A 21,185-nucleotide genomic window follows, 5' to 3' on the forward strand; every position below is an offset into this window, starting at 1 on the left:
TGCGCTCACCGCGGCTCTCTCAGGGCCAACGCGGATCGCACCGGTTGCACGCATCGGGACATCCTCACCGGAGCAAGGGGGATGTCCCTCCGCGGGTCTCGGAGGCTCGCCGGACGTCTCCGGCGATCACGACGCTCATGCGTCGTTCCGAGGGTCAGGGGTGCGCTGCATCTCCGCCAGGCGGTAACGCAGCGCGGCGAGTTCGGCGCCGAGCGCGGCCGGGATCCGGCCGTCGAAGGTGGCGAAGAACTCTTCGGTCAGGTCCGCTTCGGCCGCCCACAGCGCGGGGTCGATCGCGAACAGCTCGGCGAGATCCGCATCGGACACATCGAGCCCGTCCAGGTTCAGGTCCGCCGTGCGCGGAAGGCGGCCGATCGGGCTGCTCTCGGCATCCACCTCGCCGTTCACCCGGCGCACGATCCACTCGATCACGCGGGAGTTGTCGCCGAATCCCGGCCACAGGAAGCGCCCGTCGCTGCCGCGGCGGAACCAGTTCACCTGGAAGATGCGCGGAGCGCGGTCGAACCGGAGCTCTGCGCCCACCTTCAGCCAGTGTGCGAAGTAGTCGGCCATGTTGTAGCCGCAGAAGGGCAGCATCGCGAACGGGTCACGACGCAGCTCGCCCACCGTACCCTCTGCCGCGGCCGTGCGCTCGGAGGAGATGTTGGCCCCCATGAACACGCCGTGCGTCCAGTCCGTCGCCTCGACGACGAGCGGCACGTTGGTCGCGCGGCGCCCGCCGAAGAGGATCGCGTCCAGCGGCACCGCCTCCTCCCAGTCGTCCGCGATCTGCGGGCACTGGGCGGCGGATACCGTGAAGCGGGAGTTCGGGTGGGCCGCGGGGCGATCGTCGGCCGGCGTCCAGGGGTTGCCCTCCCAGTCGGTCAGCTCCGCGGGTGCCTCATCCGTGAGGCCCTCCCACCAGACGTCACCATCGGGACGCAGCGCGACGTTGGTGAAGATGGTGTTGCCCCACAGCGTTTCGACCGCGGTGACGTTCGTCGACTCGCCGGTGCCGGGCGCCACGCCGAAGAAGCCCGCCTCGGGATTGATAGCCCAGAGGCGCCCGTCTTCGCCCGGACGCAGCCAGGCGATGTCGTCGCCCAGCGTCTCCACGCGCCACCCGGGGATGGTCGGGCGCAGCATGGCGAGGTTGGTCTTTCCGCAGGCGGACGGGAACGCCGCTGCCAGGTGGTACCGGCGCCCCTGCGGGTCGATGACGCGGATGAGCAGCATGTGCTCGGCAAGCCAGCCCTGGTCTCGGCCGATGACCGAGGCGATCCGCAGCGCGAAGCACTTCTTGGCCAGGATCGCGTTTCCGCCGTAGCCGGAGCCGAAGGAGTACACCTCGAGGGTCTCCGGGAAGTGGACGATGTACTTGTCGTCGTTGCACGGCCACGCGACATCGCTCTGCCCCGGCTCCAGCGGCGCGCCCACGGAGTGGACGGTCTTGACCCAGTCCGCTCCCGCGGCGATCTGCCGTGTCACCGCGTCTCCGACGCGGGTCATGATGCTGATCGAGGCGACGGCGTAGGCACTGTCGGTAACCTGCACGCCGATGTGGCTGAGCGGGCCGCCGATGGCGCCCATGGAGAACGGGACGACGTACATCGTGCGCCCGCGCATCGAACCGGCGAACAGGCCGGTGAGCTTCTCGCGCATCTCAGCAGGGTCGGCCCAGTTGTTCGTCGGGCCGGCGTCGATCTTGCGCTCCGATGCGATGAACGTGCGGCCCTCGGTGCGGGCGACGTCGCTCGGGTGCGAGCGAGCGAGGTAGGAGTCGGGGCGCCACTGCGGGTTGAGCTTGATGAGGCGGCCCTCGTCGACCATCTCCCGCAGCAGCGCATCGTTCTCGGCGACCGACCCGTCGACCCAGTGGATCCGCTCCGGCTGGGTGAGCGCCGCGATCTCGTCGACCCAGGCCACCAGCGCCGCCATCGATGCTCCCTCATAGTCCGGGCGCGCCCCGAACGACCGTGCGGCGCTGAGCGGCGTCGGGCGGTGGGTGCGGACGGCGAGGGATTCGGCGAGTGCCATGTCATCTCCTTCGATGGTGAGCGATGATCTGAATCAATCTTCTGTCGTGTTTTCCGACACTTATCGCCATCCGGAGTCGAAAGAAACCATGATCTTTACGTATCATCAAGACATGGCATCCGGTATCGAACTGGCCACGCTCGGCCACCGCATCCGTCATCATCGGCAGGACCGCGGCCTGACCCTCGACGAACTCGGCGCGATCGTCGGCGTCGCCGGCTCTCAGCTCAGCCTGATCGAGAACGGCAAGAGGGAGCCGAAGCTCTCCCTGCTGCAGGCGATCGCCCAGGCCACCGGGACGGAGGTCACCGATCTCATCTCAGGCGAGCCGCCGAACCGTCGCGCAGCACTGGAGATCGAGCTGGAGCGGGCGCAGACCTCCGCCGTGTTCCGTCAGCTGGGGATCCCGGCCGTCCGAGTGAACAAGGCCATGACGGATGAGACCATCGAGGCCATCCTCGGCCTGCATCACGAACTGCAGCGTCGCGAGCGCGAGGCGATCGCGACGCCCGAGGAGGCTCGTCGGGCGAACACCGAGCTGCGGCTGAAGATGCGCGCGCTCGACAACTACCTTCCCGACATCGAGGCGCTCGCCGAGAAGCAGCTGAAGGCGGCGGGCCACACGACGGGCGCCCTTTCCCACCGCACGGTGAGCATCATGGCCGAGCAGCTCGGCTTCGAGCTCATCTACGTCAACGACCTTCCCCATTCGGCGCGCTCGGTCACGGATCTCGAGAACGGACGGATCTACCTTCCGCCGTCTTCGATCCCCGGTGGACACGGCCTGCGCTCGATGGCGCTGCAGGCGATGGCCCATCGCCTGCTCGGGCACACGCCACCCACCGACTATGCGGACTTCCTGCAACAACGGCTGGAGATCAACTACTACGCGGCGTGCGCGCTCATGCCGCAGGCCGCGGCCGTGAACTTCCTCGCCCAGGCGAAGAAGGACCGCAACCTCGCCGTGGAGGACTTCCGTGATGCGTTCGGCGTCACGCACGAGGCGGCCGGCATGCGCCTGACGAACCTCGCCACTCGCCACCTCGACATCAAGCTGCACTTCCTCCGCGTGGACGGCTCCGGCGCGATCAGCCGCGTGTTCGAGAACGACGACCTCCCCCTGCCCGAGGACATCACCGGGTCGGTCGAAGGGCAGCCCGCCTGCCGCAAGTTCTCCGCCCGAGCCGCGTTCGAGCAGCAGAACCGCACCACGGAGCACTATCAGTACACCGACACGCCCGCGGGGACGTTCTGGTGCTCCACGCAGACCGGCTCCACCGCAGACGGCGAGTTCTCCATCACGGTGGGCGTTCCATTCGACGACGCCCGCTGGTTCCGCGGCCGCGAGACCCAGGTGCGCGCCGTGTCCACCTGCCCGGACGAGTCCTGCTGCCGTCGCGCCCCCGCCGAGCTGACCGGCAAGTGGAAGGGCAAAGCCTGGCCGAGCGCCCGCGTGCACACCCACATGTTCTCCCCGCTCCCGCGCGGCGCCTTCCCCGGCGTCGACGACAGCGAGGTCTACGGCTTCCTCGAACGCCACGCCGCCGAGTAGCCCCTCCCCCCTCTCTCCGGGGAGAATGGCGGTGCGGGAACCCCGCAGGAATCGGAGTTCCGTGTCTCATCAGCAGCGCCCCTGGCTGGGGCTGTGGATCCTCACGCTCGCGTGCTTCGCCACGATCACCACCGAGGTGGTGCCCATCGGACTCGTGCCCGCGATCGTGCAGTCTTTCGGCGTCGACGAAGCACAGGCGGGGATGCTCGTCACCCTGTACGCCATGATCGTCGCCCTCACCGCGGTCCCGCTGACCCGCATCACGAGTCACGTGCAGCGCAAGACGCTGGTCCTGGTGACGCTGGCGATCTTCACAGCCTCCAACACGCTCGCAGCGCTCGCCCCCGACTTCCTGACACTCGCGATCGCGCGCGGGATCGCCGGCATCGCGCACGCGCTGTTCTGCGCCGTGGCGCTCGGCTACGCCGCACGCATCGCACCCCCGGGACTCACCGGTCGCGCGCTGGCGCTCGTCGCGACCGGAACCAGTGCCGGACTCATCGTGGGTGTGCCCGCCGGTGCGGTAGTCGCGACGGCATTCGGATGGCGGGCGGCCTTCGGCGCTCTCGCAGCGATCGGCGCGATCGCGATCCTGGCTGCGGCACCGCTGCTTCCCGCCGTCCGCCACGACCGCGCGGCCGCGAAGTCGGTCGTCCCCGGCGGCGCGCGAATGCTCCTGGTGGCGGGGCTCGCGGGAGCCGCATTCCTCGGCTACTACACGCTCTACACGTACGTGTCGCCCCTGCTCCTGTCCTCCGGTCTGCCCGGCATCTGGCTGGGCGCCATGCTCGCCGCGCTCGGGGTGACGGGGCTCCTGGCTATCCAGCTCGCGGCGCGTTACATCGATCGTGCGCCGATGCGCTGGCTGATGTTCGTGCCCCTGACGATCACCGCGATGCAGCTCCTCGTGAGTCTCGTCTATCCACTGCTGCTGCCGATCCTCATCATCACGGCACTGTGGACCGCGTCGTTCGGCCCGGTGAACACGACCTACCAGAACGCCCTGGTGCGCGTCGGCGCCGCCAACCCCGACATGGCCGGCGCCTGGATCAACGTCACCTGCAACCTCGGAATCGCCGGCGGCGCGGCCCTCGGCGGAGCGCTGGTGGTCGGCCCCGGGTACCCGGCGGCGGGTTTCGCAGGGGCGGCGATCCTCGCGGCGAGCACCCTCGTGACGTTCCTCTTCCGGCGCTCACTCGCCGCCGGGTTCACCCGCTGAACCTGAACCCGCTCAGACCTTCGCGGCGTGGGGCACCTCACGCGCGAGGAAGACGGCGACGAGTCCGAGGAGTCCGCCCGTGATCCGTCGCTGCCAGCGCGTCCAGGCAGGACGGGCGGTGAGCAGGCGCGCGATGGACCCCGCCGCCAGCACGATGACGGCGTTGACCGAGAGGCTCACCAGGATCTGAACGCCGCCGAGCACGAAGCCCTGCGTCATCGCGCTTCCCGCCCGCGGATCGATGAACTGCGGGATCAGCGCGAGGTACATCACCGCCACCTTCGGGTTGAGGAGGTTGGTGATCAGGCCCACGCGAAACAGCCGCAACGCCGGATCCGGTGCCAGCGCGCGCTGCTCGAACATCCCCGCGCCACCCGGACGCAGCGCTGACCATGCCAGGAAGAGCAGGTAGGCGACCCCCACGGCCTTCAGGCCGATGTACAGCCAGGGCACCAGCACGAAGATCATCGCCAGGCCGAGGTTCGCCGCCGTCAGGTACACCAGGAAACCGGCGGCCGTTCCGGCGAGGGAGATCAGCCCGGCGCGCGGCTCCTGTGACACAGTGCGTGAGATCAGATAGACCATGTTGGGCCCCGGTGTGAGCACCATCACCAGTGCGGCAAGCGCCATCGCCGCCATCGTCGTCCATGGCACCAGCGGTTCCATCCCCGTCCCTCCTGCCCGTTGGGACCATCCTCAGGTAAGGGCATTGTGCAAATCAACCATTACACCAGGTCATCAACCACTGCGCAGGGTGAACGGGACCTCAGGCGATGTGGCGGTGCCACGCCTCCGCAAGCTCCGTGGCGAGCACGTCGGCGGCGCCGCGTGACCAGGTGGCCACGACACGTCCCCCACGGAGCACGATCGGCTTGACCATGCCGTTCTTTCCGGGTCCGATCTCCGCGCGCATGCGCTCGTCGGCGGCGACCGACCGATCAGCGTAGGAGATGTAGTACTCCTCGAAGGAGCCGAGCAGCCGCGCCCGGGAATCCGGAGGCCGAACCGCAGCGCCACCGTCCCACGGCACCGCTCGATCGCCGGCGAGAACGAGCAGCGCGGCGTCGGGAATCACACTGTCGTCATCGCGAACGACCGCAGCCGCGGCGCGGGCGAGCGTGATCGTCGTACCCGCCCACCACGCGAAGTCGGCGATCGATGCCGGGGCATGCCCCGCCAGGTAGCGCCGGAAGAGTTCCGCCTCCGGATGCGCCGGGGTGGGACGCTGCGTCGGAAGGTGGTCGGTGAGGGTGAGGAGCTGCTCGGTGGCTGGCTGGTCGGGGCGCGGCACCGTGGCGCCCCACACCACAACGCCACGCAGCGCCAGGGTGTGCAGCAGGTGGGTGCCGCGCTGGCCGGCCGTGCCGACGCCGTCCGCTTCCAGCGCGGCGAACATCTCCGCGCGCCGCAGGCCGCCGCCGTTGAGAGCACGCCGAACGACGCGCTCTGCGCGCGCGAAGTCGTCTTCTGCCAGTCCCAGTTCGCGATGGCGAGAAGCTCCCGATCGATGGATCCGCTGCGCCGTGATGGGCACCATCCACGCCGTGTCGGCGGCCGCGATGATGTGCAGTGTCCCCCTCATCGGCCAGGTGCGGACGAGGTCGCCGCGATCGAACAGCGCATCGATCTGCCGGGCCGTCGGAGCCCCCGCGCTGCGTGCCGAGAGCGCGAAGCGGCCGCCCCAGAACTCTTGCGCCTGGGTGGCGGCGAGACGCTCCGCCGCGGCAAGCGGGCCCGCGGCCGGCTCCGTCAGCAGGTGCGACGACAACCGAGCGGTGCGGAGCGCCTCGAGCCCGGCGTCATCGGCGTCTGCCACCGTTCGGGGTGTTCCCATGCTGCCGTCTCCCGTCCGTCGTCGCATTCAGCATGCCCGAGACCTCCGACATCGGCCAGCACCCGTTCCGTCTCGACGGTCTCAGAAACGGTCGACGGCGATGTGAGCCCAGACATCTTCTGAGACCGGACTGATCCCTGGTCTCAGAAGACGTCGAACACCCGCGCCGAAACAGCGGTGATTGAGACCAGCCGCCCCGGCGCAACGGTCCGGTATCGGGCTGGAATCGGGGCGTCGAGATGAGACCTTGCTCATAAAGGCGTTGCCGGGATGCGACCCACCGGCCACGCCCCCGACACTGGTGGCATGCAGAACAACGCGCTCATCCCGCTGGTGGCACAGGGACAGATGCTGTCCTGGCTGTGGCAGGGTGCGCTCGGCGCCATGACGGAGAAGCTGGGCGACACCCGCTGGGAGGTGGATCTGGCGGAAGGCCGGCTGTCGTTCGTCAATCGTGCCGACGACATGCGGCGCATCGACACCGGCATCGATCTGGTCGCATCCATCGCGCCCGGGCCCCGCTCCACGCTGTGGGGATGGGGCCACCCGCAGGGACGGCCCAACGGCGTGGCCGCGCTCATCCGGGACTCCGGCCACCCCGGTCTCGACGTGGCGGAGTTCCCGTTCCCCGCCGACGTCACGGACGCCGACGACTACATCACGCAGACCTCGCATGAGATCGGGGTGGCCTCGGTGGTGGCGCGCGGCCGGGGCCCGTACTACTCGGCACCGATGGGCGGCGGCTCGCGCGCCGTGTTCGCGCTGGAGGTGCCCGGGCTTGCCGCCCCGACGGTGGCGGACCTGATGAGCACCTTCATCCCCATGATGAGCTCGACGCCCCCACTGGATGCCCGCACCGCACTGTGGTTCGCCGCCACGCGACTCGGCTGGACGTTCGCGTGGACGCAGCCGGAGTTCGCCGCCGCTTCCCTCTCCGACGCCACGGGCTCGGCGGCCTTCCGGTTCGATACCCAGGGCCGGGTGACCGGAGTCGAGACCGACCTCGCCCGAGCGCACACCAACGCCGCGGCCTGACCGGCGCAGACGCCGACCGTCCTCAGCCCTCCAGCAGCGTGACCTCGCGACGCGGCGGGAGCACCAGCGGGTGCGATCCCGCCATCGCCTCCAGCACGCGCACCACCTGACGCGAGTAGCCGTACTCGTTGTCGTACCAGACGTAGAGGATCGCCGTGGTGTCCTCGGCGATCGTCGCCAGTCCATCGACGATGCCCGCGCGGTGTGATCCGACGAAGTCCGTGGAGACCACCTCGGCGCTTTCCACGTAGTCGATCTGCTGGCGCAGCTTCGAGTGCAGCGACACCCGGCGCAGGTAGTCGTTGACCTGGTCCTTCGTGGCCGGACGGTGCAGGGTGAGGTTCAGCACCGCGAGCGACACATCGGGGGTGGGGACGCGGATGGCGGAACCGGTGAGCTTTCCCTCCAGCTGCGGCAGCGCCTTGGAGACGGCCTTCGCGGCTCCGGTCTCCGTGATCACCATGTTCAGCACCGCGGAGCGTCCGCGCCGGTCACCCTTGTGGAAGTTGTCGATCAGGTTCTGGTCGTTCGTGAACGAGTGCACGGTCTCCACGTGCCCGTGCACGATGCCGTAAGCCTCGTCCATCGCGGCGAGCACCGGTGTGATCGCGTTGGTGGTGCACGACGCCGCCGAGAGGATGAGGTCGTCGTCGGTGATGCTCTCGTGGTTGATCCCGTGAACGATGTTCTTCAGCGGGCTCTTTCCCGGCGCTGTCAGCAGGACGCGCGCCGCCCCGCGGGAGCGGAGGTGCTGGGAGAGGCCCTCCTCATCCCGCCAGCGGCCGGTGTTGTCCACCACGATGGCATCGTCGATGCCGTAGGCGGTGTAGTCGATGGCCGCGGGATCATCCGCGTAGATCACCTGGACACGCGTGCCGTTCGCGATGATCTGCTCACGATCCGCATCGACGGTGACCGTTCCCTCGAACGGGCCGTGCACCGAGTCCCGCGCCAGCAGCGAGGCGCGCTTGGCGAGGTCGGAGTCCGACCCGCGACGCACCACGATCGCGCGCAGGCGCAACCCCGAGCCGCCGCCCGCGTGCGAGATGAGGATGCGCGCCAGCAGGCGGCCGATGCGGCCGAATCCGTACAGCACGACATCGCGGTCCTCGGCGTCCTCACGCGGCGCGCCGAGCACGGCGGCGAGCTGGTCGCGCAGGTGGGACTCCAGATCCACGTCCTTGGGACGGGAGGAGATGAGGCGTGCCACGTCGATGGACGCCGGTGCCGGGCCGATCGTCCGCAGTGCTTCGACGACGGCGAGGCTGTCCGCCACGTCGATGCGCTCGTGTCCCACGCTCTGCGCACGCTGGTGCGCCGCCAGGATGCCCGTCGCGCTCAGCCCCACCAATCGATGCCCGTGGATCGACGTCACCACCCCGCGGTCCCGGTGCAGTGCCCCGATATGCGGGATCATCCGCTCCGCGAGCTCCTCCTGGCTGTTCCATGCTGTGCGGTGTGCGGCGAAATCGTCCATGCGCGTCCTTGCGTTCAGTGTGGTGGATCCGTTTCTATCCCCGCCCTCAACGCTAGGGCCCCGCACGCACCGGAGCGTGCCGATGACCGGAGCGAAGTGAACCCGTCTTGTGGAGGCGGAAACTTCCCCGGATCTTGAGCGGACTCATCGACTCGGGTGGCAGACTTCAGATTGCGCACTCTGCGCCCTCCCGAAAGGACCACGATGACGACGTTCCCCGCTCTGCAGACCTATATCGATCGCGGTCTGCTGCTGTCCCTGCTCCAGCAGGACGCGCTCGTGGAGGCGACGGACGCTCTCGGTCAGCACCGCTGGGATGTGGACATGCAGCAGGGGACTCTCACGTTCACCTCGGAGAAGGACCCGGCGCGCCGCCTCGCGACGCAGGCCCACCTCATCGCGTCCATCGCACCCGGCCCGCGCTCGGTGCTGTGGGACTGGGCACACCCGCAGGGCTCCCCGCAGGGCGCCTCGGCCGCGCTGCGCGCCGCCGGCGAACGCGACGGCGTGCGCGAGCTCAGCATCGGGGAGGTGCCGTTCCCCGCGGACTTCGATGCTCAGGACCGCGATGCGATGGCGCAGCTGGCGCACGAGATCGGCCAGACCGCGGTCGGCATCCTCGGACGCGGCCCGTATTACTCGGCTCCGGTCGACGGCGGGACCCGCTTCATCTTCCTGCTCGATGCGCCACTGGCTCCCCTGACGCTGGCCGCGGTGGTCGCCAAGCTCCCGCGCCTGCTGAGCACCGGCCTGTTCCGCGACCCGCGCACGGCGGTGTGGGGACTGGCCACCGCCCAGCGCTGGTCGTTCCACTGGAACGACGACGCCTTCAGCGGCGCGACGCTGTCCGACGGCGCAACGGCGGCTCAGTTCGGATTCGATCCACAGGGTCGGATCGTCGCTGTGAACTCGCACGCCGCCTGACCGCGGCATTCCCCCTCCCCCTCCCTCGACGAAGGAGTCGACGTGGCCCCCGCCTCCCTGCGCGTTCACACGCTGTCCCTGCCCAGCGCCACCCTCGGCGACCCGGTGAACCTGGTGCCGGTGCGGCGCACCCAGGATCTGCACGCCATCGAGGGCGGTGAGCAAATCGATGACGAGTTGCGCGCCGGACTCGGCTACGGGCACGTGCGAAACGTGGCGCCCTACCTCCCGCAGCAGGACTACGATCGCACGCTCACCGACCGCGATCACCGTGTGATCGTCCTGGAGAACGACCACCTGCGCGCCGAAGTGCTCCCCGACCTCGGCGGACGACTGCGACGTCTCTACGACAAGGACGCCCAGCGTGAGCTGCTGCATGTGAACGCCGTCTTCCAGCCCGGAAACCTCGCGCTGCGAAACGCCTGGTTCTCCGGGGGCGTCGAGTGGAACATCGGCACGATTGGGCACACCCCGCTCACGGCGTCGACGCTGCACGCCGTCGAGGTGGAGCGTCCGGACGGTGCCGCCGCCGTCCGTCTCTACGAGTACGAGCGTCTTCGGGGTGTCGTCTACAGCGTGGAGTTCGTGCTGGGCGCCCACGCGCGCGAGCTTCTGGTGCGCAACACCATCACCGACGTGCGGGAATCGTCCGAGCCCGTGCCGATGTACTGGTGGTCGAACATCGCCGTCGATCAGACCGCCGGCACCCGCGTGATCGCCCCGGCGCACGGGGCGTGGAAGTTCGCGTATCGCGAGAACGTGCATCTGATCCCCGTCGGAGATGATGCTCCCCGCCCGGACATCACCCGCCCAGCCCTGGCCCCGCAGGCCGCGGACTACTTCTTCGACCTGGACGAGAAGGTCCATCCCTGGATCGCCGCCGTCGAGCCTGATGGCCGCGGACTGCTGCAGGTGTCAGACGCACCGCTGCGGGGCAGGAAGCTGTTCGTCTGGGGTGAATCCGACGGCGGGCGACGGTGGCAGTCCTGGCTCTCGCACGGAACGGGCAGCTATCTGGAGATCCAGGCCGGCCTCGCCCGCACCCAGCTGGAGCACGTGCCGATGCCGGCCGGCGCCACCTGGAGCTGGACGGAGGCGTACGGCCTGCTCGAGGTGGACGGCGCTGTCGCGCTGGGTGATTCGTGGGATGCGGCGATCGACGAGGTGGCCTCGTCACCCGCGGCAGAACGACTCCGCGCAGCGATCGAGGCCGAGAGCATCCGCTCCACCGCACAGGATCGCGTCGGCGACGCCCTCAGCGTCGGATCGGGGTGGGGTGCGCTGGAGCAGCGCCGCCGGATCCACACCCGCACGGGCCCGTTCGACGACTCCCAGACGCCGTTCCGGCCCAATCATCTCGGTGCAGAGCAGGAGGGCTGGCTTCAGCTGCTGCGCGGCGGGCCGTTCCCGGAGGGTCTCCCCCTCGGCTACCAGCGGGACGACGCCTGGGTCCCGTTCCTCGAGAAGGAGGCGACGCCTGATGCCTCCTTCGCGCTCGGCGTGATCCACGCCGCGCAGGGGCGGCTCGAGGAGGCAGGGGAGGCGTTCTCCGCCGCCGCGCGGCAGCAGGACACCTGGTACGTGCAACGGGCTCTGGCTGAACTTGCCGAGGAACGCGGCGAGCTCACCGCCGCACGTGAGCACGCGCTTCGGGCGCAGGAGCTGGCAGCTCCCGTCTGGGCCGTCGTCGACCTCGGCGAGCTGCTGCTGCGCCTCGGCGCGCCCGCAGACGCCCTCCGAGCGGCGACCACGGCCGAGGAGGAACGTCCCGGAGGCCGGGCTCGGATGTTGCGGGCACAGGCGCTGGTCGCGCTGGAGCGATATGCCGAGGCCCGCGATCTCCTCACCGAGGGCATCGACGTCGCGGACCTGGCCGAAGGCGACGACGCCCTCACCGCACTCTGGCGGACGGCAGCCATCGGCATCCAGCGCGCCGCCGACCCGTCCGCGTCATCCGAGACGCTCGCCGAACGGGCCGCGATCGCCGACCCGCTGCCCGCTCGCTACGACTTCCGGATGTCTGTGGACGCCTGATCGCCGGTTGCGGGTGCTGCGCCCGCAACCGGCGATCCGCGTGCTCAGACGCGGGTGGTCGCGAGCAGGTCCGTGAGTGCCTCGGCGTGTGTCAGCTGCGGATGATGTCCGGCACCGGGAACGGAGTTCAGTTCGGCCCCCGACAGCGACTCGAGGTGTTCCAGCGCCAGCGGATCATCGCTGCCCGCGATGATCCGCACCGGCCCGGCGAATCGTGACAGTGCCGCGCGCAGCTCACTGCGCCACTGCGCCGAGCCCGCCGCCGCGAGCTGCGTCGCGACACGGCGTGCGGTGCGGTGCCGGAGATCGCTGACGCTGGATCGCAGCTCTGCCGCGCTCTCGGACGAGCCGGTGAGACGCCGCGACAGCCCGGCGGCATCCGCACGCCGCAGTGCCATGCTCACCAGGGGCCGCAGCCGGGTGATCGAGGCAGTCGGCGGCTGAAAGAAGAAGGGCGCGACGAGAGTCAGGGATCGCACGCGGGACGGGAAGCGATCGGCTGCGAGGACGGCGGCTGCCGCCCCGAGGGAATGACCGATGAGATCCGTCTGGCCCGGGCCCAGCAGCGCGGGAAGCCACCGCGCCCAGTCCTCGATGCCCTGTCCGCCGCTGAGGCCGAGCCCGGGCAGGTCCACGACCCGCGCCCCGATGCCCGCGGCGACCGGCGCCCAGGTATCGGCATTGACCGGGAGCCCGGGAAGGATGAGCTGCTCGGAGCCGGGCGCCCCCAGCTCGAAGGTCCGCACTCCGCCGATATCGGCGAAGCGGCGATCCGTGGCGCTCTCCTCTCCGAAGCGGTGCGCGGCGAGATGATCCGCCCACCGCCGCAGCGACGTTCGCGCGTCCGGCATCACGAGCCCGTGCTTCTCGGCGAAGTCGAGTGCCGGGCGGGTCGGGTATCGATCCGCCGACATGAAGGTGAGCGTCTCAGGGTCCGCATGGGTGACCCAGCGCGGCAGACGCTTGATCATGCCCACCGGGATACGCAATCGCGGGACCTTCGCCCCGAGATGCTCTCCCGTCTGGCTGAGCAGGTCGGCCAGCGGCGGAGTCGCATCGTCCAGGATCCAGTATTCCTGGCCCGCTGCCGCGGGATCGACGGCGGCGGCGGCCATGAACGCAGCAAGATAGTCCACGGTGATGACCGGCAGGAACGTCGAGTCGTCGCCGGGCAGGGCCGCGAGGGTGCCGTCCCAGACCTGGCCGATGGTGGCGGCCAGGCCGATCTGCTGGTCGGATTCCCCGGTCACGCTGTCGCCGATCACGCTGGAGGGATTGACGATCGTCCACGCCAGTCCGCGTTCGCGTGCCCGGGCCTGGAAGATCGCGTCGGACTCCTCCTTCGAAGCCTCATACGCGCCGTGGTCACGATAAAGCGCGGCGCGATGCTCGTCCGGCCACGGAACGGAGTCCGGATTCTGGCCGCCTACGCGATAGCCCGAGATGTGGACCACGCGCTGCAGGTGCGGCAGCTCCGCCGCCAGGTCGATGACCTTCTCGACGATGCCGACGTTGGCGCGGCGCGCTTCTTCGGCGCTCATCCCGAACCGGTAGGACCCGGCGCAGCTGTGGATCTCCGTCACATCCGCGAGCGAGGCGGAGCCGGCGGGAATGATCTCGTCGGCGTCGAAGTCGACCGTCACGGTGTCGACGGCTCCGGGCAGTCCGTGATCGGTGAGCCAGCGCTTCATCGCGGCAGCGGAGCTCGCGCTTCGGACCGCGGCGGTGACACGTGCGCCGTCACCGGCAAGCGCGAGGATGAGGTGGCGGCCAATCAGTCCGGTCGCGCCGAAGATGAGGGCGTGGCGCGGCTGTTCGGTGGCGGTCATCGCGCTGCCTCTCCCGTCTTCTGCTGTGCGATGAGCTCTGCCACCAGATCGGCGGCGGACAGCAGCGGCGCGGTGCTCCGCGTCGCTCGCGAGACAATCACCGAGCCTTCGATCATCGACACGATGACGGTGGCCAGGGACCGGGCGCGAGCGGCGTCGATGCCATCGGCTTCCAGGAGGGCCGCTGTCGGGGTGATCCACGACTCGAACGCCGCAGCGCACGCCTCGCGCAGCCGTTCGCTCTCGGCACCCATCTCCAGCGTCACGACGGACACTGGGCACCCCAGCCGGAAGTCACTGTCCCCCACGAGGGTGGCAAGCGCCTCGATCGCCGCGCGCGCCGCCTCCGCCGCGCCCCCCGCTGTGGCGGCCGACTGGGCGATCAGGGTCTGGAACTGCTGCGCCGCGAGGTCGACGGCGGCGATGCCCAGCCCCTCCTTCCCGTCCGGGAAGTGGAAGTACACCGAGCCCTTGGGAGCGTGAGCGTGGTCGATGACCGCGTTGAGTCCGGTGCCGCTGTAGCCGCTGGTCTGAATGAGCTCGAGCATGGACGACGCGAGCCGCGCCTTCGTGAGGTCTCCTTTGGATGCCATGCTCGCATAATAGACCGGTCTATATATTTTCTCCAAACATCGTCGCGGCACCGGTCCCTCGTCGCCTCACACCCGGATGTATGCTGCCCCGGCGAACTGCGCATCCACCAGCGCCACGGCGGCGGACGGCACCGTCTCCAGGCTCTCCTGGACGTCACCGAGCGGGATTCCCCGCCCGCGTAATCCCACCTCGCACACCTGCACCGAGACGAAGCCGGGCACCAGAAGCGGATCGGCGTCCTTGGTGGCGCCGCGCACCGCGGACCCGTTGACGATGATCCTCAGCCGGTACGAGGGATGCGTCTCGTGCAGAGTCTGTGCGGTTCCAATCGCGCGGGCGATGTCCTCCGGGCGATCGGAGACGTGCAGGACGGCGGTGCGCTGTTCGGCCATGGGACCTCCTTCTCGGTCACCTCATTCTCACGCTGCGGCTCAGGCTTCGCGCGGCCCCAGCACCTCATACCGCGCCGCCAGGAACTCGCCGTTGACCGCGTGCTCACGCAGCCGCAGCTCCCGGGCGCCTCCGAACAGCGGACGGCCGGCGCCGAGAAGCACCGGAGCGAAGGTCACCGTGAGCTCATCGAGCATCCCGTCGTCCGCGAACGCCGCCGCCAGCGCACCCCCGCCGAGCACCCACACGTCGCGGTCCCCGGCCGCGGACTCGATAGCGGCGCGATTGTCGGAGGGGGCGCCGGAGACGAATCGGACATCGCCGTCCACCGCCGCGAGTTCTCGGTGAGTGAAGACGAACGTGGGCACCTCGTAGGGCCACGAGTCGGTGCCCCCGTGCGCGAGCAGCCACTCGTAGGTCGTCGCCCCCATCACGTTGGCGCCGATGCCCGCCTGGAAGTCCGGGATGTTCATCGGCCCCTTCTCATCGAAATGCCGGCTGAGCAGCCATCCCAGGTCATCTTCGGGGTCGGCGAGGAAGCCGTCGAGGCTGGACGCGGTGTAGAAGTGATAGGTCGTCATGTCGCCATCCTCGCGCGGACCACCGACATCGGCGCGGGCTGTTCCCGCCGTATACTGGGCCAGTCCGGGCCTGACCCGGTGCTCGAAAAAAGGGCACGAAGCCGAGCAGCCGATGAGGGCCGCTCGCGTGAGACACATACGGATCCCCTCCGCGATCCGTGCTCACTCGTCTTCGACCGACGCGCATCGCGGTTCCGTCTCTCCAGGAGCACCGTCATGCCCACTCCCGTTCCCACCGACACCACCGTCTCCGCGCACGTCGCCCATGCGCTCGCCGCCTTCACCGATCAGGTGTTCGGCGTGATGGGCAACGGCAACGCCTACCTGCTCGACGCCCTCGAGCGCTCGCGCAGCGTCACCTTCACAGCTGTGCGCCACGAGGCGGGCGGCGTGGTGGCCGCCGATGCGCACTTCCGCGCCTCGGGACGCATCGCCATCGCCACCGCCACGTACGGCGCCGGATTCACCAACACCCTGACACCACTGGCCGAAGCCGCACAGGCGCACGTCCCGCTGGTGCTCGTGGTGGGCGATGAGCCCACGTCAGGCCCGCGGCCGTGGGACGTGGATCAGATCGCGCTGGCATCGGCCGTCGGCGCGCGCACCTACACCGTGGGCCGCGCCGACGCGGTGGCCACCACGGCCATCGCGATCGAGCACGCCCTGAGCTACAAGGTGCCGGTGGTCCTCGCCATCCCTTACGACGTCGCCACGCTGGAGGCGGGCGAGCCCGGCGAGGTGCCCGCCCTGTCGCTGCCCGCCGCACTGCAGCCGCGCGGCGAGGTCGGCACCGACCGGATCCGTGAGATCGCCGAGGCGCTGGCCACCGCTGAACGGCCGTTCCTGCTGGCGGGGCGCGGTGCGCATCTCGCCGGCGCCGGGACAGCGCTCGGGCGTCTCGCCGAGGCGACGGGTGCGGTCACGGCCTCGACGGCGCTGGGCCGCGGGCTGTTCCCGGACACGCGCTACGACCTGGGCGTGACCGGCGGGTTCGGCGCTGACGGCGCGATGGAACTCATCCGCGAGGCGGACGTCGCCGTGGTCTTCGGCGCCGGGCTCAACCAGTTCACCATGCGCTTCGGGGAGTTGTTCGCCCCCGGGACGCGGGTGTTCCAGGTGGACATCTCCGCCGCGGCGACCCACGCGGTGGTGTCGGGCTATGTCCGCGCCGACGCCCGCGTCGCAGCCGAGGAGATCCTCGCGGCGCTGCCCGAGCGCACGCTGCCGGCGTGGCGGGAACGCATCGACGTCGATGCGCTCGTGGCGCGCGACGCCGGGGAAGAGCTCGCGCCCGACGGCCGGCTGGACCCTCGTTCCGTGGCGATCCGCATCGCCCGGAGCCTGCCCGAGGACCGCGTCGTCGTCACCGACGGCGGGCACTTCCTGGGCTGGGCCAACATGTACTGGCCGGTCGCGTCCCCGGATCGGTTCATGATGGTGGGCACCGCCTACCAGTCGATCGGGCTCGGCTTCCCGAGCGTGGTCGGCGCCGCAGCTGCCCGGCCCGATGCCACGATCGTGCTCTCCTCGGGCGACGGCGGTGGGCTGATGGCGCTTGCCGATCTCGAATCCGCCGTCCGGTCGGCGGGTGGACGCGGCATCGGTGTCATCTGGAACGACGGCGCATACGGCGCCGAGGTCAACCTCTATGGGCTGAAGGGCCTCGCGACCGGCCCGATGATGATCCCCGGGGTGAGCTTTGCCGCCCTCGCCGAGGCCGTCGGCGCCGAGGGCGTCGTCGTCACGTCGCTGGCGCAGCTCGACCATCTGGACAGCTGGAGCGCGGAGCCGGTGGACCAGCGGCGCTTCCTACTTCTGGACTGCCGCATCTCCACCGGCGTCATCGCTCCGTACCAGCAGGAGATCATCCGCGTGAACTCCTGAGCGCAGACGACGAAGCGCCGGCGAGGAGCCGGCGCTTCGTCGTCTGGTCAGGCCTCGGTGACGCCGACCCCGTAGAGCGGGGTCTTCGCCTGCTCCGCCTCGTGATCGATCCCCAGGGGGATTCCCGCGCGGTTGCGGAAGGCGAGAGTCGCAAGGAGACCGACGATCGTCATCGCGAGCAGGTACCACATCACCGCGGTGGTGCCGCCGGTGGCCTGGAACAGCGCCTCGGCGACGAGAGGCGCGAACGCGCCACCGCAGATCGCGCCGATCGCATACGAGATGGAGACGCCCGAGAATCGCACCGACGCCGGGAACATCTCGGCGTAGAACGAGGACTGCGGTCCGTAGGTGAGGCCGAGCCCGACGGACAGGATCGACAGCCCGAGGGCGAAGAGGACGACGTTTCCGGTGTTGACGAGCGGAAACAGCGACAGCACGCCTGCCGCCTGCAGCAGCCATCCGATCACATAGGTACGGCGCCGGCCGATGCGATCCGAGATCGTGCCGCCGAACCAGGTGAGCACCAGCCAGATGACGGCGCCGACAGCGACGGACCACAGCACCTCGGGACGGGTGAGGCCCAGCGCATTGGCACCGTAGCCCTGGATCCAGCCGCCGGTGGTCATGTAGCCGACCGCGTTGTTGCCCGCGAATACCAGCGCCGCCAGCACCACCACGACACCGTACGTACGAAACAGCACCACGATCGGGGTCTTGGTCTGAGCGGAGCGTTCGGCGATCTCGGCGAACACGGGGCTCTCCTCGACGCTGCGACGGATCCAGTAGCCCACGACGATCAGCACGACCGAAAGCAGGAACGGAACGCGCCATCCCCACTCCAGGAACGCATCGCCCGGGGCCAGCGCGGACACGATCGCGATCACGGCGCTGGAGAGCAGCAGACCGAGCGGGACGCCCACCTGGGGTGCGGCGCCGAAGGCACCACGCTTGTCGCGCGGTGCGTGCTCCACCGCCATGAGCACGGCACCTCCCCATTCACCGCCGGCGGAGACGCCCTGCAGCACCCGGAGCAGGATGAGCAGGATCGGCGCCACGATCCCGGCTGCCGCGAAGGTCGGCAGGACGCCGATGAGAGCGGTGGCGACGCCCATGCCGAACAACGTCACCACCAGCACCTGACGACGGCCGACGCGGTCGCCGAAGTGGCCGGCGAGGAAAGCTCCGAGCGGACGGAACAGGAAGCTGAGGCCCACGGTGACGAAGGAGAGCAGGGTTCCGACGCCGGCACCGGCCGGCTCGAAGAACAGGGTGCCGAAGACCAGGCCCGCCATGGTGGCGTAGGTGAAGAAGTCGTACCACTCGATGGTGGTTCCGATCACCGTCGCGAAGACGACCCTGCGACGGTCCCCGGCCGAGCTGATCGTGCCGGTGGGGGTGAGACCCCCGGGTGCTGTGTGTGAACTCATGATGACTCCCTCGTCGATCTGTGCGGGTCCGGACGACGATCTGTGGAGGTTGTGGAATCGTCGTTGTCCGAGTGACCATGATCATATACGATTTGAGATACGACTCAACAGGTTCTTCCGATAGGGTCACCGTGACTCATTCCCGTCGACGTGAAGGAGAGACGTTGGACACCGATCCGCGCTTCGCCGCCCTGCCGCTGCGCCCCGGCAAGATCATCGCCGTGCACCTGAGTTACGAATCGCGCGCCCAGCAGCGCGGCCGCAAGCCCGCACAGCCCTCGTATTTCTTCAAGCCCTCCAGCTCGGTCGCTGCGTCCGGGGGCGTCATCGAGCGCCCGGAGGGCACCGAGCTGCTCGCCTTCGAGGGCGAGATCGCGCTCGTGATCGGCACGCCCGCACGCTGGGTGCCGCTGGAGAGCGCGTGGTCTCACGTCGGCTGGATCACCGCGGGCAATGACTTCGGGTTGTACGACCTGCGAGCCGCCGACAAGGGCTCCAACGTCCGTTCGAAGGGCGGCGACGGGTATACCCCGCTCGGCCCCGCTCTCATCGATGCCGACGGCGTCGACCCCGAGGACATCGGCATCCGCACCTGGGTGAACGGACAGCTGCTGCAGGATGACTCGTCGGCCGGGATGTTCTTCTCCCTCCCCCGCTTCGTCGCGGACCTCTCCCAGCACTTCACCCTGGAGCGCGGCGACGTGATCCTCACGGGCACGCCGGCCGGCTCCACCGTGGTTCAGCCCAACGACGTCGTCGAGGTCGAGGTGTTCACCTCTGCGGCCAGCACGGGTCGCCTGCGCACAACGGTGATCGCCGGCTCCGGCGCGTACGACGCCTCGGTGGGATCGGTGCCGGCTGCGGACGATCTGCAGCGCGAGGAGGCGTGGGGGTCGCGCGATGCCGCCGGGCTGCCGCCCGTTCGCACCGGACTGGATCCCGATCTGGCCGCTCGCCTGCGTCGCGCCCCGGTCGCGGGTCTCTCCCAGCAGCTGCGAAAGCGCGGTCTGAACAACACCACGATCGACGGCGTCACCCCGATGCACCCGGAGCAGAAGATCGTGGGCGTGGCCCGCACCCTCCGATTCGTACCGAACCGGGAGGACCTCTTCGCATCACACGGCGGCGGATACAACGCCCAGAAGCGCACCTTCGACTCCGTTCAGGAGGGCGAGGTCATCGTGATCGAGGCGCGCGGGGAATCCGGTTCCGGAACACTCGGCGACGTCCTCGCCATCCGCGCCCGCGCCCAGCACGCCGCCGGCATCATCACCGACGGCGGCGTACGCGACTACGACGCCGTCGCCGCAGTGGGCATCCCGGTGTACAGCCGCGGAGCTCACCCCGCCGTGCTCGGGCGCCGCCACGTGCCGTGGGACAGCGACGTGACCATCGCGTGCGGCGGCACCACCGTGCAGCCGGGCGACATCGTGGTGGCCGACCGCGACGGCGTCATCGTCATCCCGCCCGCCCTGGCGGAGGAGGTGGTGGACGCGGCCCTCGCGCAGGAGGACGAGGACGCCTGGATCGCGGCGCAGGTGGCCGCCGGAGCGAAGGTGGACGGCCTGTTCCCGATGAACGCCGCGTGGCGCGAACGCTATGACGCCTGGCGTGCCGAGGAGAAGAACCGTGGCTGACTTCGGCCCCATCGACATCCACACCCCCGACGCGCGCACCGCGGGCAGCAAGTCGGAGCTCGCCTACATCTGGATCCGCGGTCACATCGACCGCCACCAGTTCGGGCCCGGCTACCGGCTGGTACTGGCGTCCCTCGCCGAAGAGCTCGAGATGAGCGTGGTTCCCGTCCGCGAGGCGATCCGCCGCCTCGAGGCGGAGGGGCTGGTCACGTTCGAGCGCAACGTGGGAGCGCGGGTCGCGCTCGTCGACGCGGATCGCTACACCGACACGATGCAGTCGCTCGGCATCATCGAGGGTGCGGCCACAGCGCTGGCCGCACCGCTGCTCACCGAAGAGCTGCTCTTACGAGCCGAGGCGATCAACGCCCGCATGGACACGCTGCTGGCCAACTTCGACCCGCACACGTTCACGATCCTCAACCAGCAGTTCCACGCCACCTTGTTCGAGGCCTGCCCCAACAAGCACCTCGTCGAGCTCGTCGAGCGCGATTGGGCACGACTTGCCGGTTTGCGCGATTCCACGTTCTCCTTCGTCCCCGACCGCGCGGCGCATTCCGTGCAGGAGCACAGCGAGCTCATCCGCCTGATCCGCGAGGGCGCCGACGGGATGCGCATCGAGATCGCCGCTCGCGAGCACCGCGACCACACCCTCCAGGCCTACCGCGCATCGCGGAGCCTCGGATCCCTTCCCTCATCCAATTGAGCGCACCGCGCGCTGACCACTCAGG

17 protein-coding genes are annotated in these 21,185 nt (G+C 69.6%); 8 read left to right on the forward strand and 9 right to left on the reverse strand.

Features of this window, described 5'->3' with window-relative positions; translation table 11 throughout:
* Nucleotides 1-135 precede the first annotated feature (135 nt).
* Entirely contained in the window at nucleotides 136-2,037 is a 1,902-nt protein-coding gene (locus tag LQ566_RS04500) for a phosphoenolpyruvate carboxykinase (GTP) (protein ID WP_231090385.1), read from the reverse strand.
* A 112-nt stretch (nucleotides 2,038-2,149) separates the two neighbouring features.
* On the opposite strand from LQ566_RS04500, the gene LQ566_RS04505 reads away from it, so the two are divergent.
* Both LQ566_RS04505 and LQ566_RS04510 read left to right on the forward strand, forming a co-directional pair.
* Complete coding sequence (locus tag LQ566_RS04505; protein ID WP_231090386.1) at nucleotides 2,150-3,589, forward strand: XRE family transcriptional regulator; 1,440 nt, start codon at nucleotides 2,150-2,152, stop codon at nucleotides 3,587-3,589.
* Nucleotides 3,590-3,650: 61 nt separating this feature from the next.
* Complete coding sequence (locus tag LQ566_RS04510; protein ID WP_231090387.1) at nucleotides 3,651-4,808, forward strand: MFS transporter; 1,158 nt, start codon at nucleotides 3,651-3,653, stop codon at nucleotides 4,806-4,808.
* 12 nt (nucleotides 4,809-4,820) lie between these two features.
* Here the strand turns inward: LQ566_RS04510 and LQ566_RS04515 are convergent, their stop codons facing one another.
* Both LQ566_RS04515 and LQ566_RS04520 read right to left on the reverse strand, forming a co-directional pair.
* Nucleotides 4,821-5,474, reverse strand: a complete 654-nt coding sequence (locus LQ566_RS04515) for a LysE family translocator (RefSeq protein WP_231090388.1) — start codon at nucleotides 5,472-5,474, stop codon at nucleotides 4,821-4,823.
* Nucleotides 5,475-5,574: 100 nt separating this feature from the next.
* Nucleotides 5,575-6,642, reverse strand: a complete 1,068-nt coding sequence (locus tag LQ566_RS04520; protein ID WP_231090390.1) for a winged helix DNA-binding domain-containing protein — start codon at nucleotides 6,640-6,642, stop codon at nucleotides 5,575-5,577.
* A gap of 306 nt (nucleotides 6,643-6,948) precedes the next feature.
* On the opposite strand from LQ566_RS04520, the gene LQ566_RS04525 reads away from it, so the two are divergent.
* Nucleotides 6,949-7,677 (forward strand): DUF6882 domain-containing protein, encoded by a 729-nt coding sequence (locus LQ566_RS04525; RefSeq protein WP_231090392.1) that lies wholly within the window; start codon nucleotides 6,949-6,951, stop codon nucleotides 7,675-7,677.
* Between the two features lie 22 nt (nucleotides 7,678-7,699).
* On the opposite strand, the gene LQ566_RS04530 is transcribed toward LQ566_RS04525, so the two are convergent.
* Complete coding sequence (locus LQ566_RS04530; RefSeq protein ID WP_231090394.1) at nucleotides 7,700-9,154, reverse strand: glyceraldehyde-3-phosphate dehydrogenase; 1,455 nt, start codon at nucleotides 9,152-9,154, stop codon at nucleotides 7,700-7,702.
* Nucleotides 9,155-9,358: 204 nt separating this feature from the next.
* Between LQ566_RS04530 and LQ566_RS04535 the strand changes: the two genes are divergently transcribed.
* A complete protein-coding gene (locus LQ566_RS04535; RefSeq protein ID WP_231090395.1) occupies nucleotides 9,359-10,078 on the forward strand; it encodes a DUF6882 domain-containing protein in 720 nt (239 codons plus the stop codon).
* A gap of 42 nt (nucleotides 10,079-10,120) precedes the next feature.
* On the forward strand, nucleotides 10,121-12,112 hold the full coding sequence (locus LQ566_RS04540) for a DUF5107 domain-containing protein (RefSeq protein ID WP_231090396.1): 1,992 nt from the start codon (nucleotides 10,121-10,123) through the stop codon (nucleotides 12,110-12,112).
* 44 nt (nucleotides 12,113-12,156) lie between these two features.
* Here LQ566_RS04540 and LQ566_RS04545 read toward each other — a convergent pair whose 3' ends face one another.
* The 4 genes from LQ566_RS04545 to LQ566_RS04560 form a co-directional block, all read right to left on the reverse strand.
* On the reverse strand, nucleotides 12,157-13,941 hold the full coding sequence (locus LQ566_RS04545; protein ID WP_231090397.1) for an alpha/beta fold hydrolase: 1,785 nt from the start codon (nucleotides 13,939-13,941) through the stop codon (nucleotides 12,157-12,159).
* Complete coding sequence (locus tag LQ566_RS04550) at nucleotides 13,938-14,534, reverse strand: TetR/AcrR family transcriptional regulator (protein ID WP_231090399.1); 597 nt, start codon at nucleotides 14,532-14,534, stop codon at nucleotides 13,938-13,940. Before LQ566_RS04550 ends, LQ566_RS04545 begins: the two co-directional genes overlap by 4 nt.
* Nucleotides 14,535-14,600: 66 nt before the next feature.
* A complete protein-coding gene (locus LQ566_RS04555; RefSeq protein ID WP_231090400.1) occupies nucleotides 14,601-14,927 on the reverse strand; it encodes a DsrE family protein in 327 nt (108 codons plus the stop codon).
* 39 nt (nucleotides 14,928-14,966) lie between these two features.
* The gene (locus LQ566_RS04560; RefSeq protein WP_231090401.1) at nucleotides 14,967-15,506 is read right to left on the reverse strand and encodes a dihydrofolate reductase family protein; all 540 of its coding nucleotides are present in this window, start codon (nucleotides 15,504-15,506) and stop codon (nucleotides 14,967-14,969) included.
* 216 nt (nucleotides 15,507-15,722) lie between these two features.
* Between LQ566_RS04560 and LQ566_RS04565 the strand changes: the two genes are divergently transcribed.
* Nucleotides 15,723-17,390 (forward strand): thiamine pyrophosphate-binding protein, encoded by a 1,668-nt coding sequence (locus LQ566_RS04565; RefSeq protein ID WP_231090402.1) that lies wholly within the window; start codon nucleotides 15,723-15,725, stop codon nucleotides 17,388-17,390.
* 47 nt (nucleotides 17,391-17,437) lie between these two features.
* Here the strand turns inward: LQ566_RS04565 and LQ566_RS04570 are convergent, their stop codons facing one another.
* Complete coding sequence (locus LQ566_RS04570; RefSeq protein WP_231090403.1) at nucleotides 17,438-18,820, reverse strand: MFS transporter; 1,383 nt, start codon at nucleotides 18,818-18,820, stop codon at nucleotides 17,438-17,440.
* 164 nt (nucleotides 18,821-18,984) lie between these two features.
* On the opposite strand from LQ566_RS04570, the gene LQ566_RS04575 reads away from it, so the two are divergent.
* Nucleotides 18,985-20,457 (forward strand): fumarylacetoacetate hydrolase family protein, encoded by a 1,473-nt coding sequence (locus tag LQ566_RS04575; RefSeq protein ID WP_231090404.1) that lies wholly within the window; start codon nucleotides 18,985-18,987, stop codon nucleotides 20,455-20,457.
* A complete protein-coding gene (locus LQ566_RS04580) occupies nucleotides 20,450-21,160 on the forward strand; it encodes a GntR family transcriptional regulator (protein WP_231090405.1) in 711 nt (236 codons plus the stop codon). The genes LQ566_RS04575 and LQ566_RS04580 overlap by 8 nt, the downstream gene beginning before the upstream one ends.
* Nucleotides 21,161-21,185 lie beyond the last annotated feature (25 nt).

Origin of the sequence: Microbacterium nymphoidis (assembly GCF_021044885.1) — a bacterium.
In the GTDB taxonomy this organism is placed as follows: Bacteria; Actinomycetota; Actinomycetes; order Actinomycetales; family Microbacteriaceae; genus Microbacterium; species Microbacterium nymphoidis.